Here is an 11,567-nt window from a genome sequence, read left to right on the forward strand (position 1 = left end):
AATCTAATTTGTACTTTTGCAAAATGATTAAAAAAGTCATTTTTATTTTTGTATCACTGTTTTTAATTTCATGTGGAAAAGACCCGGTTCCGAAACCGTACGGAGAACTGCGTCTGGAATATCCGGCTCCGAAATATCAAAAGTTTGAAAACAACTGTGCCTATACTTTCGAGTATTCGGATTTTGCTAATATTACCGCAGCGAAAAAACCGTGCTGGTATTATCTGAACTACCCTCAAATGAAAGCAAAGGTTTTTGTAACCTATTATCCGATACAGAACGACTTTGCAGAACATATCAAAGAAGCTGAAAAAATGGTATATGAACATACCATTAAAGCCAGTTCCATAGATACAAAATCCTTTGAATACCCTGAAAAGAAAGTTTACGGGAATTTTTATGAACTGAAAGGGCAGAGCGCTTCCAATCTTCAATTTTACATTACAGACAGCACGAAGCACTTCGTGACTGGTTACTTATACTTTAATACGAGACCGAAACCGGACTCTTTGGCTCCTGCAGTGAACTATATCAAAAATGATATGAAACACCTGCTGGACTCTTTTGAATGGAAAAAATAATTACTTTTAATATACATTGAAAAATATATGAAACTTTTAGTTGTAGGAAGTGTTGCATTTGATGCAATTGAAACACCATTTGGTAAAACGGACAAAATTTTAGGCGGAGCTGCTACTTATATTGGGATCACTTCATCTATTTTAGGCGTTAAATCCGGTATTGTTTCTGTAGTAGGAGGAGACTTTCCACAGGAACACCTTGATATGTTTACAAACAGAGATGTAAATATCGAAGGAATTGAAATCGTAAAAGAAGGAAAAACATTCTTTTGGTCAGGAAAATATCACAATGACCTTAATACCAGAGATACTTTAGCTACTGAAGTAAACGTATTGGAGAACTTTGACCCGAAAATCCCGGATTCAATGCAGGATGCTGAAATTTTATTACTTGGTAACCTACACCCTGGAGTTCAATTATCTGTATTGGAAAAAATGAACAACCGTCCTAAGCTTGTGATTCTTGATACCATGAATTTCTGGATGGATTGTGCGTGGGATATTTTGATGGATATGATTGCTAAAACTGATGTAATTACCATCAACGATGAAGAAGCAAGACAACTTTCAGGAGAGTATTCTCTGGTAAAAGCTGCTAAGAAGATCCACACAATGGGACCTGAATATGTAATCATCAAAAAAGGAGAGCACGGAGCTTTACTTTTCCATGACAATAAAGTATTTGCAATCCCTGCACTTCCATTAGAAGATGTTTTTGACCCAACCGGTGCTGGAGATACTTTCGCAGGTGGTTTTGCCGCTTACCTTGCTAAAAAAGGTAAAATTGATTTTGATACAATGAAGTCTGCTTTAATCGTAGGATCTGCAATGGCTTCTTTCACTGTAGAAAAATTCGGAACACAAAGAATAGAAGAAGTAAACGAATCAGATATGTTTGGCAGATTGAGACAATTTAAAGAATTGACGACATTTGATGTTGAACTGCAGTAAATAAGTCTTTTTAAGAAATATTTATAATAAAAAATTGAGTGAATTTCGTTAAGAATTCTAAATTTGCAACTTGTTAAAATAGTAAAATGACAAATAAACTAAAAATCACTTATCTTCTTGGGATTTTCATCATGATATTTTCTTCTAATATGATGAAAGCCCAGCTTAAACCAGGAGATTTAGTGGATGGTATTGCTGCTGTGATCGGAAATGAAATTGTTTTAGAATCAGATGTTACGGAGCAGATGAATTATGGGAAACAACAGGGAGCCAGCAACACAGATAAATGTGAGTTCCTTGAAAGCCTTATCAACAACAAACTTCTTGTATACGAAGCAAAAAAAGATACGTTAATTGAAAACCGTTCTGCTGCAATCAAAGAGCAGGCTAATCAAAAATACCGTCAGTTGCTTTCTCAATTTCCGGATGAAAAATCACTATTAGCGGCTTATAAATTCAGAAATTCTTACGAAATGAAAAACGCTATCGAGAAAATCGATACGGATCAATATTACGGACAGGCAAAATATCAGAGAGTTACAGATAAAGCAGACGTTACGCCAAATGAGGTAACTGACTTTTATAATATGTATAAAATTCAGCTTCCACAGGTAAAAGATGAAGTTACTTTAGCTCAGATCATGATGTATCCTACCTTAACGGAAGCTCACAAGCAAGATCTTATCAACAGACTGAAAAAGATCAAGCAGGATATTCTTGGTGGGGAAACATTTGAAAGCCAGGCGAGAATTTATTCTGAAGATGAAGGTTCTGCTTCTAATGGTGGATTATATAAAAACATCAACAAAGGACAGATGGTGAAGCCTTTCGAAGCTGCAGCATTAAACCTTCAGGAAAACGAAATCTCAGATCCTATTGAATCTGAATTCGGATATCACATCATTCAGTTATTGAAGAGATCAGGTAAAGTATATGATGCAAGACACATTCTTTTAAAAGCTACTCCTACTGATGAAGAACTTAAAATGGCGAAAGCAAAATTAGACAGCATCAGAGGTTTAATTGTAGACGGAAAGATGACATTTAAAGATGCAGCATTCAAGTTCTCAGATGATAAAAGAACTAAATTCAATGCAGGTATCATTCCCGGTGGCGACGGTTCTGATAAAATTGAAAGAGAAAGTATCCCGGGAACTATCAGCTATGAATTGGCTGGTCTGAACAAAGGAGATATTACAACTGCTTTTGAAGATGAAGATAACAGAAGAAAAGCTGTGAAAATCATTAAACTTGATGATGTCATTCCTTCACACCAGATCACTCTGGAAACAGACTTTAGCAGAATCAAGCAGATGGCGCTCAATAAAAAGAAAAACGAAATGGTTGAGAAATTTGTTAACTCCAAGTTGCCAACTACTTTCATCTCCATCGACGGACGTTATGATAACTGTAACTTCAAATCCAACTGGAAGAAAGAATCAATCAAAAAATAAAATCAAAACCTTCAGAAATTCTGAAGGTTTTTTTGTGCCTGAAAAGTTATGATTATAAATAAAATAATTCCTTGTGATAGTTGTAAACAGATATTAAGTACCTGTACAGTGGATGTAATTATTTGATAACTTTACAAAAATGAAAAGATGGATTACGATTTTTATCTGAATAAATTCCACTCGGCGATAACAAAAGAGTTTCAGGAAAAACTTGATAATAATGGGTTAAAATTATCTGCTACTATTGTTATGGACTCTGTTGCTCTTAAAATTTATAAACCGGAATGGTCCTCAGACCTGACGTCGCCCTTAGAGTCTTTAGGCCGAATTTTCTTTTCAATATGGATCAATGATAAAACGGTTCAGGAAGAAAGGATGTATTATAATATCCATGCTCTAAAACTTAGAGAATTAAAGAATTATACATTATCCAGCAGGAAATTTGCACAAGATTTTAGAGATAAATTTGCGAAATATGAAAAAGATTGGCCTAATGTAGATGTCGAATACGGTCCATTGACATTAATGCAGGGCTGGGTTGACTTAAAAATGGATAAAATACAGGAAAACATAGGCGAATTAGTTCAGAATTTTTTTAAGATCAGTTTTCTAATAGATACAGCTCTGGAGCAGTATAGGAAATAGTGGTATTTAGTTGCTTTTGTAGTGATTTTTTTAATGGATATAGGTGCTTGACAATCTTTGTTTTTAGTATTTTTACAACATGAGCAATTTTATAGATTTCAACTCAGCAAAAAAATTACATGATATGCAGGCCAGCCAAAATAGAATTTCAGAACTTTTTAATATCAAATATCCAATTATCCAGGCAGGAATGATCTGGCATTCCGGATGGAGACTGGCATCAGCCGTTTCCAATTGTGGTGGACTAGGATTAATTGGAGCAGGAAGTATGTATCCTGATATCCTTAGAGAAAACATTCAGAAGTGTAAACAGGCTACAGATAAGCCTTTTGGAGTGAATGTTCCGATGTTGTATCCTAATATTGAAGAAATCATTCAGATTATTATGGAAGAAGGCATAAAGATTGTCTTTACATCAGCCGGAAATCCGAAAACATATACAGAGACCTTGCAAAAAGAAGGGATAAAGGTCGCTCATGTAGTTTCTTCTACCAAATTTGCAGTAAAATGTGAAGATGCAGGAGTGGATGCAGTAGTAGCAGAAGGATTTGAAGCCGGGGGGCACAACGGTAGAGATGAGACTACAACATTCTGCCTTATTCCAAACGTTAGACAACATATCTCAAAACCATTAATTGCAGCTGGAGGAATTGCCTTAGGTTCTCAGATGAAGGCAGCCATGATTCTTGGAGCTGACGGTGTACAAATCGGTTCCCGCTTTGCAGCTACTACAGAAGCAAGTGCACATGAAAACTGGAAAAAGAAAATTACAGAACTCCAGGAAGGAGATACTCATCTTACGTTAAAAGAACTTGCTCCGGTAAGGATGGTAAAAAATAAATTCTTCAGTGAACTGGAAGACATCTACCAGGCTGGAAGAAATAAAGAAGCATTGGTTGCTTCATTGGGGAGAGCCAGAGCAAAACGCGGAATGTTTGAAGGTGATATGGAAGATGGTGAGCTTGAAATAGGCCAGGTTTCTGCTTTGATTCATGATATCCTTCCTGTAGAAACAGTCTTTACTCATTTATTAAAAGAATTTGAAGAAACAAAAATGCCTTCTTTTTAAAAAGCTGTAGGAGATATAATATTATAATTTGAATTGATGGAGGAAAGAATCATTGATGTAAAAGGGAAAGAACTATATACAGAATATTACAATTCGTTCGAAAATAAACCAACCATTGTCTTTTTGCATGATTCACTTGGATCTGTTCAGCTTTGGCGGGATTTTCCAGCCAAACTTTCAGAAGCTGTACAATGCAATGTTCTGGTCTATGACCGTTTAGGATATGGAAAATCTAATTCTATGCCTACACACATAAGGCCGATGAATTATATGGAGCTGGAAGCAGATCTGTTAAATGAATTATTGGTACAACTCAATATTGACCACACTATTTTGTTTGGACACAGTGATGGAGGAACCATTGCTTTAATTACTGCAGCGAAATATCCGGAAAGAGTAGATGCTGTAATCTGTGAAGCGGGTCATATTTTTGTGGAAGAAGTGACTTTAAAAGGGGTTTATGATGCCTGGGAGGCTTATAAGACTACCAACTTGCCGGAGCGACTTCAGAAATACCATGGAGATAAGGTAGAAATGCTATTCAAAGCATGGACAGAAACATGGACTCGTGATGATTACATATCCTGGAATATAGAGTACCTGTTAAAAGATATTATCTGCCCGCTTCTGTTTATTCAGGGAGAAGCCGACGAATATGGTACTTTGGATCAGGTGGAGAAAACTGTTACTCAGGTTAGTGGAAGTGCGGAGCAATATATTATCCCCGGAGTTGGGCATACACCACATAAGCAAGTTCCAGAACTGGTATTGGCAAAAGCAATAGAATTTATCAGGAATAATTCCAAATTCTAATAAATTTGATGAAATAATACATTAAGCTATCTCAATTTGGGATAGCTTTTTTCATTTTACTGATGTGTATTCCTATATGGTTTAAAAAAAATACCCCATAGGTATATAGGTTTATGTATTATTAAACTTTCATATTGACTACGATATTGTACAATATGTATTAAAATTGAAATCGAAACAATTAAAAATATTTAAGTTGAAGAGAATAATAGTTCGATTATTTTCCAGTTTATAAACAATTAGATAAGACAAATTATAATTGATTTTCTAAAAAAAAGGATAACATTAATGTGTAGTTATAGTATTAATTTTAGCCTGGAAATTACAATAAATAAACAATGATTATCACAGTGAATAGATATTATATTTTCTATTTTTGAAAATAAGGTTTTAGTAAGAGGTACGAAAATTAATGATGCAAATCATTAAATATTTGTTCGATATGAATGTGTGAAGAGATGCAAATTTGCATCTCTTTTTTATTATAATATTTGGATTTCAGCAGCAATATTTGATCTTGCCTGTTTCTCATATTTCTCTTTAAAATAATCTGTTTTAAAGATACTGTTGAGTTCCAGAAAATGCTTAAGAACCTTTTTTCGGCCGGGTTTATAAAGCAGATCAGGATAGATAGAATACTCTTTCCTTATTGTATGGGTATAATCCATATATGTTTCAAAATCTTTCCCAAGAATGGAAAGATCTGCATCCAAAAGATAATTGGTATCTTCATCTTCTGATTGTTCATGAAGTTTAGTAGCCAGAATCTGATCCGAAATAGTCTTGATATTACTTTGCTCTAAACCCAGCTCGGCAAGTCTTTCAGTAGCTTTTGCAGCACTTTTTTCCTCATTGGATTTGGAGCTTGCATTATAAAAAATATCATGATAGAAAACAGAAAAAGAAACTGCAGTACCATCAGTAATATAGTTTTTTACAGCATCAAGCTCCCTGAACATATTTTCAAGATGAAATAGGTTATGGTAATATCTTCCTTTTTCGGTATACTTTGTTTCAATCTCTTTCCATAGGATATTGACTAGGTCAGTATCCTTGGTAAAAGGTGCACAAAGCTGCTCAAATTGATCTTTTAGATTCATAATAAAAAGATATAAAAAAAGGAACTTTTAAAAAGTTCCTCTGTTTGCTTCAAGTACAGCCTTTAGCTCAGCCCAGCCTCCGCCGTTATGACCGTCCTTTAATCCTTGAGCGTTTAGATATTCTAATGCTTTTCCACTTCTGTTTCCACTTCTGCAGAACAAGATTACCGGCTTTTCAATAGAAAGGATTTCATCCTGTCTGTCTTCTACTTCACCCAGTGGAATATTTTTAGCACCATCTATATTTCCGTCCATTTCAAGCTCCATAGGCTCACGAACATCGATCAATTCATAATTTCCAGATTGTATTACTTCTATTAAAGACATAGTTGTTTGTTTTAAACATTAAATTATAGACGAAATTACGTAATTTTTTTTTGAAAAAAATCTTAATGAAAGTATAAATTTAAGAAAGAATGCGGTATTAAGAACATAGAGGATAAAGATGACAAAAATTAAAGATTGATAAAATAATCTTAATTTTGCAGTGTGAAATTAATGAACGCTGGTGCTGAAAAATATTCCGAACTGATAAAATCCAAGGCTAAAAGCTTTGGATTCCAGAGTTGTGGTATATCTAAAGCAGATTTTTTAGAGGAAGATGCTCCACGCCTTGAACAATGGTTGAAAAACAACTGCCATGGAGAAATGAAGTATATGGAAAATCATTTCGATAAGAGGCTTGATCCCAGATTACTGGTAGAAGGTTCCAAATCTGTAATTTCACTTTCCTACAATTATTTTCCTGAAGAAAAGATCTCCATTCTGGAGAATTTTAAAATATCAAAATATGCTTACGCCGAAGATTACCATGAAGTCATTAAAGAAATTCTTCGGGAAATGGTCGCCGAATTGCAAGAGGAAATCGGTGAATTCGGATTCAGGGTGTTTGTAGACTCTGCACCGGTACTGGAGAGAAGCTGGGCCAGAAAATCAGGAATTGGATGGGTGGGGAAAAATGCAAATCTGATTACCAAGCAAAACGGATCTTTTTATTTCTTGGCTGAAATCATTTGTGATCTGGAACTTATAGCTGATCATGAAACCACAGATCATTGCGGAACCTGCAGAAAATGTATCGATGCCTGTCCTACCGATGCCATCGTTTCGGAAAAGATCATTGACGGAAGTAAATGCATTTCTTATGCTACCATAGAACTGAAAAATGATATTCCGGATCATTTCAAAAATAAAATGGAAGACTGGATGTTTGGTTGTGATATATGCCAGGATGTATGCCCCTGGAATCGTTTTTCTGCCCCTCATCAGCAGAGCAGATTCAAACCCAATGAAGCTTTGAAGAATTTCAAAAAAGGAGAATGGAAAGAACTTACCCAGGAAATTTTCTCCGAGATCTTCAAGAAATCACCCGTGAAAAGGACTAAATTTGCTGGTCTGAAGAGAAATATTGAATTTTTACAGCGGCCTTCAGACTGATTTTTGCTTAAATATTTGGTGATGATTCCTGCTTTGGGAATTTTTAAAACTCCAAACAAAAGCTGATAATCGACCATTCCTTAGATTTTCAATGCTAAGGAGGTATAGATTTAACTGAATAAACTGTTTAAAAAGCCTTTCCTAAAAAGAAAAATTGATTCTCAGGAGATCAAAGTCTCACCGAAAATCAACGTTTTTTTTGTATTCTTTTTGGAGCAGTTTTTACTCTTACTTTAAATCTTTTCTGGGATTTGGTATTTTTACGCATATTTGTGAATATTTCGTAATTAAATATAGCCATTTTTTCGATTAAAACAAATACTTTTACGAAAAATTATATATTAAATTTTATTCAAAAACATGACTGTGAAAACCATATTAATTTACGTGCTGAAAATTCTGGGAGTCATTCTGGGAATTGTTATTGTTTATGTTCTCCTGGGACTTTTAATCCCATTTATTTCGGTTTCAGCTAAAGATGATGGAGAGAAAAAAGATATTCCGATTTACATTTATACCAATGGTGTTCACACCGATATTGTTATGCCCGTAAAGAATGATCTGAAGGACTGGAGCCTGATGATTCCCTTTGCAGATACCAAATCCAAAAAAACAGATTACCGATATATCGGAATAGGATGGGGAGATAAAGGATTTTATCTGGATACGCCAACCTGGGCTGATCTGAAATTTTCAACAGCAGTGAAAGCCGCTTTTTGGTTAAGCGATTCAGCCATGCACTGTACTTATTATTATGCTATGAAAGAAGGTGAAGATTGTAAAATGATCATGATAAGCAGAAGCCAGTATCAGAATTTAATCAAGTTTGTAGAAGATAAATTCGATAGAGATCAGAATGGAAAATTTATGTTGATTCCTACCAATGCGGTATATGGTGATAATGACGCATTTTATGATGCCAGAGGAACATACAGTTTCTTATATACCTGCAATACCTGGAGCAATGATGCATTGAAGGCTGCAGGACAAAAGGCCGCCCTTTGGACCCCTTCTGATTTTGGAATTTTCCAGCATTATAAATAAACATGAAATTATTCTCTCTTATTTTTGTAATAAGAAGAAAGATAATTCAAGGAAGCCTGTTCTGATGTAGTATATTATTAAAAAGAAGTAAGATGAAACATACGCTTTTCCGTGAACAACAATTGAACTGTGATATAGAAACTGCCTGGAAATTCTTTTCCTCAGCTAATAATCTTTCAGAAATCACCCCGAAAGATATGGGTTTCACTGTACTTACAGAAATGGAAGATGACGAAATCTATGAAGGCATGCTCATTGATTACTATGTTTCTCCATTGTTTGGAATTAAAATGAAATGGCAGACTGAGATTATACATGTTGATTTTCAGAAAAGTTTCATAGATTTCCAAAGAAAAGGACCTTACAAGCTGTGGAACCATCACCACGAGTTCATTTCTAACGAAGAAGGTGTATTGATGAAAGATACTATAGATTATGAGCTTCCTATGGGATTCTTGGGAGAATTTGCACATTCTTTATTTGTGAAAAAGAAATTGGAATACATTTTTGATTATCGCTTAAGAGTTCTGAGCAGGTTGTTTTAAAAGAGTTAAATATACTGTTTGTTGTCTGTTCTTCTGATGAAGGAGAATCTCAAAATGATTTCTCGCAAATCCCACAGATTTTGCAGATTTTACATATTAGTTATCAGCCGGATTAGCCCAATCATTGGGATAAAAAATAAACATGGTCTTTGTCATTCTGACACAGGAAGAATCTCAATATTATTTCCCGCAGATCCCATGGATTGTATAGAATTATTATCTGCTATATTTGATCAATCTGCGAGATGAAAAATAAATAAGAACTTTGCTGCTCTGGTGGAGGAAGAATCTCATCAATCATCAAAAAACGTGATTTTATCAGCATTGTTTAAGTTTTTTTAACAATTAAAGGAAAGAAAACTCATCAAAATTTCCTATTTTTGCAGCACTATCGTTTTTACTTAAAAAACTAAGTATTCTGTTGACATGGCAAGTCTGAGGTCATTTTTCTATTTCTATATCATGCTGGTTTTTACCCTTTTCAATTCGAATTGGGCAGAGAAATCACTGCAAAATATTCCTCATATTCCTCATGTAAACAATATCCATTTACTGGATGTTTACGAAGAAGCAGATATGAACACGCATGCATTGCCTGCAGCGTCTAAAATTGTAAAACATTCGATACGTAAGGATGATCCTGCGGCAGGAGATTTTTCAGCAGTTTTGAAAGCTGCTCCAAAAATCATACTTCCTGAGATTGCAGTTTCCACGATCTGTGGAGTGAAATCCTTTCTCCATCTCCTCCAATTATACTAGTTTAAGTTATTGAATTTCAGATTATTTTAACGAAAATTTTATAACCTAAACATTCGAAAATGTATTTTAAAAATGTAATAATTTGCAGCTTTGCAATATTATTCGCAGTGTCATGCAATAAAGACAAGGAAAAGAACAATCAAAAAGAAAAAGAAGTTCCCGTACTGGAAATCAAGGAAAAAGATACCTTAGTGAGCAATCAGTTTGTGACCGATATCCAGGCTAAAAAGAATGTGGAGATGCGGTCCAGAATCGGTGGAATTATTCAGCATATTTATGTGAATGAAGGACAATTTGTTCATCAGGGACAGCCTTTATTCAAAATCAATGATGCCGAGCTACAGATGGAACTTTTGAAAGCTAATGCAGCTTTGAAACAAACTCAGGCTGATGTTCGTATTGCCGAGGTCGAACTTAAGCAGATCCAGAGCCTTCATGCTAAAAAATTTGTAGCCAATAATGAACTGGAACTGGTAAAAGCCAAGCTTTCGTCCGCTCAGGCAAAACATGCTTTTGCAGATGCTGAAAAAAGAGCTGTACTTCAGAAGGTAAGTTTTACAAAGATCACAGCCCCTTTTGATGGAGTTATTGACGTTATTCCGCATAAAGACGGAAGCTTAGTTGAAAACGGAACATTACTCACCACTTTATCCCAGCTTAATGAGGTGTATGCTTACTTTTCGATCCCGGAAAACCTATATTTTGAATTGTTGGCCAATGACAAAATCGGAAATCATCAGAAGATTGAATTAACGCTGCCAAACGGTGTGAATTATCAGTTTAATGGTGCCTTAAAGACCGCTGAAGGAGAAATCGACAGAACTACAGGATCTATCCGTTATAAGGCTCTTTTCCCTAACCCTGATCACCTGATTAAGCATGGTACATCAGGGAAGCTTATTATTTCCGAGAATCAGGATAATGCTATTTTGATTCCTCAAAAATCTACATTCTCTATTCAGGATAAAACCTATGTTTTTGTAGTAGATAAGCAGAATAAAGTGAAAATGACAAACATTAAGATCGGAAGCACATTGAGAGATTCTTATATGGTGGAAAGTGGTCTTAAAAAAGGAGATTTAATCATTTATGAAGGTACTCAGTCCCTAAAGGATGGTGATATTATTAAAATTAAAAAGAAGTATTAACCTTTCATAATCTTTAAATCA

The 11,567-nt window shown here is 34.9% G+C and carries 13 protein-coding genes; 11 read left to right on the plus strand and 2 right to left on the minus strand.

What is annotated here, in order from left to right; translation table 11 throughout:
* Window positions 1-23: 23 nt before the first annotated feature.
* The 6 genes from gldD to AC3HD6_RS15685 all read left to right on the plus strand — a co-directional run bounded on the left by gldD (window position 24) and on the right by AC3HD6_RS15685 (window position 5,513).
* Window positions 24-581 carry a gliding motility lipoprotein GldD gene (gene gldD, locus AC3HD6_RS15660; RefSeq protein ID WP_488897182.1) on the plus strand — a complete coding sequence of 186 codons (558 nt, stop codon included), beginning with the start codon at window positions 24-26 and terminating at the stop codon, window positions 579-581.
* 27 nt (window positions 582-608) lie between these two features.
* Window positions 609-1,532 carry a PfkB family carbohydrate kinase gene (locus tag AC3HD6_RS15665; RefSeq protein ID WP_068941885.1) on the plus strand — a complete coding sequence of 308 codons (924 nt, stop codon included), beginning with the start codon at window positions 609-611 and terminating at the stop codon, window positions 1,530-1,532.
* Window positions 1,533-1,618: 86 nt separating this feature from the next.
* Window positions 1,619-2,986 (plus strand): peptidylprolyl isomerase, encoded by a 1,368-nt coding sequence (locus tag AC3HD6_RS15670; protein WP_488897183.1) that lies wholly within the window; start codon window positions 1,619-1,621, stop codon window positions 2,984-2,986.
* Between the two features lie 147 nt (window positions 2,987-3,133).
* Window positions 3,134-3,631 carry a hypothetical protein gene (locus AC3HD6_RS15675; protein ID WP_488897184.1) on the plus strand — a complete coding sequence of 166 codons (498 nt, stop codon included), beginning with the start codon at window positions 3,134-3,136 and terminating at the stop codon, window positions 3,629-3,631.
* A 79-nt stretch (window positions 3,632-3,710) separates the two neighbouring features.
* A complete protein-coding gene (locus tag AC3HD6_RS15680) occupies window positions 3,711-4,700 on the plus strand; it encodes an NAD(P)H-dependent flavin oxidoreductase (protein WP_488897185.1) in 990 nt (329 codons plus the stop codon).
* Window positions 4,701-4,736: 36 nt separating this feature from the next.
* Window positions 4,737-5,513, plus strand: a complete 777-nt coding sequence (locus AC3HD6_RS15685; RefSeq protein WP_488897186.1) for an alpha/beta fold hydrolase — start codon at window positions 4,737-4,739, stop codon at window positions 5,511-5,513.
* A gap of 482 nt (window positions 5,514-5,995) precedes the next feature.
* Here the strand turns inward: AC3HD6_RS15685 and AC3HD6_RS15690 are convergent, their stop codons facing one another.
* On the minus strand, window positions 5,996-6,613 hold the full coding sequence (locus tag AC3HD6_RS15690) for an HD domain-containing protein (RefSeq protein WP_488897187.1): 618 nt from the start codon (window positions 6,611-6,613) through the stop codon (window positions 5,996-5,998).
* Between the two features lie 27 nt (window positions 6,614-6,640).
* Window positions 6,641-6,940 carry a rhodanese-like domain-containing protein gene (locus AC3HD6_RS15695; RefSeq protein ID WP_068941897.1) on the minus strand — a complete coding sequence of 100 codons (300 nt, stop codon included), beginning with the start codon at window positions 6,938-6,940 and terminating at the stop codon, window positions 6,641-6,643.
* A 171-nt stretch (window positions 6,941-7,111) separates the two neighbouring features.
* Here AC3HD6_RS15695 and queG point away from each other — a divergent pair, with 171 nt between their 5' ends.
* The 5 genes from queG to AC3HD6_RS15720 all read left to right on the plus strand — a co-directional run bounded on the left by queG (window position 7,112) and on the right by AC3HD6_RS15720 (window position 11,546).
* Window positions 7,112-8,050 carry a tRNA epoxyqueuosine(34) reductase QueG gene (queG, locus tag AC3HD6_RS15700; RefSeq protein WP_488897302.1) on the plus strand — a complete coding sequence of 313 codons (939 nt, stop codon included), beginning with the start codon at window positions 7,112-7,114 and terminating at the stop codon, window positions 8,048-8,050.
* Window positions 8,051-8,416: 366 nt separating this feature from the next.
* Complete coding sequence (locus AC3HD6_RS15705) at window positions 8,417-9,094, plus strand: TIGR02117 family protein (RefSeq protein ID WP_488897188.1); 678 nt, start codon at window positions 8,417-8,419, stop codon at window positions 9,092-9,094.
* 92 nt (window positions 9,095-9,186) lie between these two features.
* Window positions 9,187-9,639, plus strand: coding sequence for an SRPBCC family protein (locus AC3HD6_RS15710; RefSeq protein WP_488897189.1), 453 nt, complete (start codon window positions 9,187-9,189; stop codon window positions 9,637-9,639).
* Between the two features lie 426 nt (window positions 9,640-10,065).
* Window positions 10,066-10,398, plus strand: a complete 333-nt coding sequence (locus AC3HD6_RS15715; RefSeq protein WP_488897190.1) for a hypothetical protein — start codon at window positions 10,066-10,068, stop codon at window positions 10,396-10,398.
* A gap of 59 nt (window positions 10,399-10,457) precedes the next feature.
* A complete protein-coding gene (locus tag AC3HD6_RS15720) occupies window positions 10,458-11,546 on the plus strand; it encodes an efflux RND transporter periplasmic adaptor subunit (protein ID WP_488897191.1) in 1,089 nt (362 codons plus the stop codon).
* Window positions 11,547-11,567: the final 21 nt, after the last annotated feature.

Source organism: Chryseobacterium sp. II3a (genome assembly GCF_057815135.1).

Bases quoted from the DNA above. Each gene is read 5' to 3' on its own strand.
- gldD (WP_488897182.1), top strand. From the start codon at position 24: ATGATTAAAAAAGTCATTTTTATTTTTGTATCACTGTTTTTAATTTCA.
- AC3HD6_RS15665 (WP_068941885.1), top strand. From the start codon at position 609: ATGAAACTTTTAGTTGTAGGAAGTGTTGCATTTGATGCAATTGAAACA.
- AC3HD6_RS15670 (WP_488897183.1), top strand. From the start codon at position 1,619: ATGACAAATAAACTAAAAATCACTTATCTTCTTGGGATTTTCATCATG.
- AC3HD6_RS15675 (WP_488897184.1), top strand. From the start codon at position 3,134: ATGGATTACGATTTTTATCTGAATAAATTCCACTCGGCGATAACAAAA.
- AC3HD6_RS15680 (WP_488897185.1), top strand. From the start codon at position 3,711: ATGAGCAATTTTATAGATTTCAACTCAGCAAAAAAATTACATGATATG.
- AC3HD6_RS15685 (WP_488897186.1), top strand. From the start codon at position 4,737: ATGGAGGAAAGAATCATTGATGTAAAAGGGAAAGAACTATATACAGAA.
- AC3HD6_RS15690 (WP_488897187.1), bottom strand. From the start codon at position 6,613: ATGAATCTAAAAGATCAATTTGAGCAGCTTTGTGCACCTTTTACCAAG.
- AC3HD6_RS15695 (WP_068941897.1), bottom strand. From the start codon at position 6,940: ATGTCTTTAATAGAAGTAATACAATCTGGAAATTATGAATTGATCGAT.
- queG (WP_488897302.1), top strand. From the start codon at position 7,112: ATGAACGCTGGTGCTGAAAAATATTCCGAACTGATAAAATCCAAGGCT.
- AC3HD6_RS15710 (WP_488897189.1), top strand. From the start codon at position 9,187: ATGAAACATACGCTTTTCCGTGAACAACAATTGAACTGTGATATAGAA.
- AC3HD6_RS15715 (WP_488897190.1), top strand. From the start codon at position 10,066: ATGGCAAGTCTGAGGTCATTTTTCTATTTCTATATCATGCTGGTTTTT.
- AC3HD6_RS15720 (WP_488897191.1), top strand. From the start codon at position 10,458: ATGTATTTTAAAAATGTAATAATTTGCAGCTTTGCAATATTATTCGCA.